We start from the raw sequence: 663 nt of genomic DNA, 5'->3' as shown, positions 1-663 counted from the left end.
TTTAGACATCGATGACGATAACGACGGAGTAAATACATTCTACGAAAATCCAAATGCTGATGGTGATGGTAATCCAAATACAGGAACTACACAAGACACAGACGGAGATGGTATAGATGATTATTTAGATATCGATGACGATAACGACGGAGTAAATACATTCTACGAAAATCCAAATGCTGATGGTGATGGTAATCCAAATACAGGAGCTACACAAGACACAGACGGAGATGGTATAGATGATTATTTAGACATCGATGACGATAACGACGGAGTAAATACATTCTACGAAAATCCAAATGCTGATGGTGATGGTAATCCAAATACAGGAACTACACAAGACACAGACGGAGATGGTATAGATGATTACTTAGACATCGATGACGATAACGACGGTGTAAACACTACATTCGAAAATCCAAATGCTGATGGTGATGGTAATCCAAATACAGGAGCTACACAAGACACAGACGGCGATGGTATAGATGACTACTTAGATGTAGACGATGACGGTGATTCAGTAGATACAGAGTTTGAGAATCCAGATCCAAACGGAGACGGAAACCCAGCTGACGCTCAAGACACAGATGGAGACGGTACACCAGACTACTTAGATGTAGATGATGATGGTGATTCAGTAGATACAGAGTTTGAGAATCCAGA

1 pseudogene is annotated in these 663 nt (G+C 40.6%); it reads left to right on the top strand.

The window, feature by feature from the left end:
- Nucleotides 1-663 (top strand): annotated as a pseudogene (locus tag AAEO58_RS12290) (gliding motility-associated C-terminal domain-containing protein); the annotation flags it as partial.

This window comes from Flavobacterium helocola (assembly GCF_038289885.1).
Lineage (GTDB): Bacteria > Bacteroidota > Bacteroidia > Flavobacteriales > Flavobacteriaceae > Flavobacterium > Flavobacterium cheniae.
Note: the sequence above shows the minus strand (reverse complement) of the source record. Positions and strands in the feature narration are given on the sequence as shown.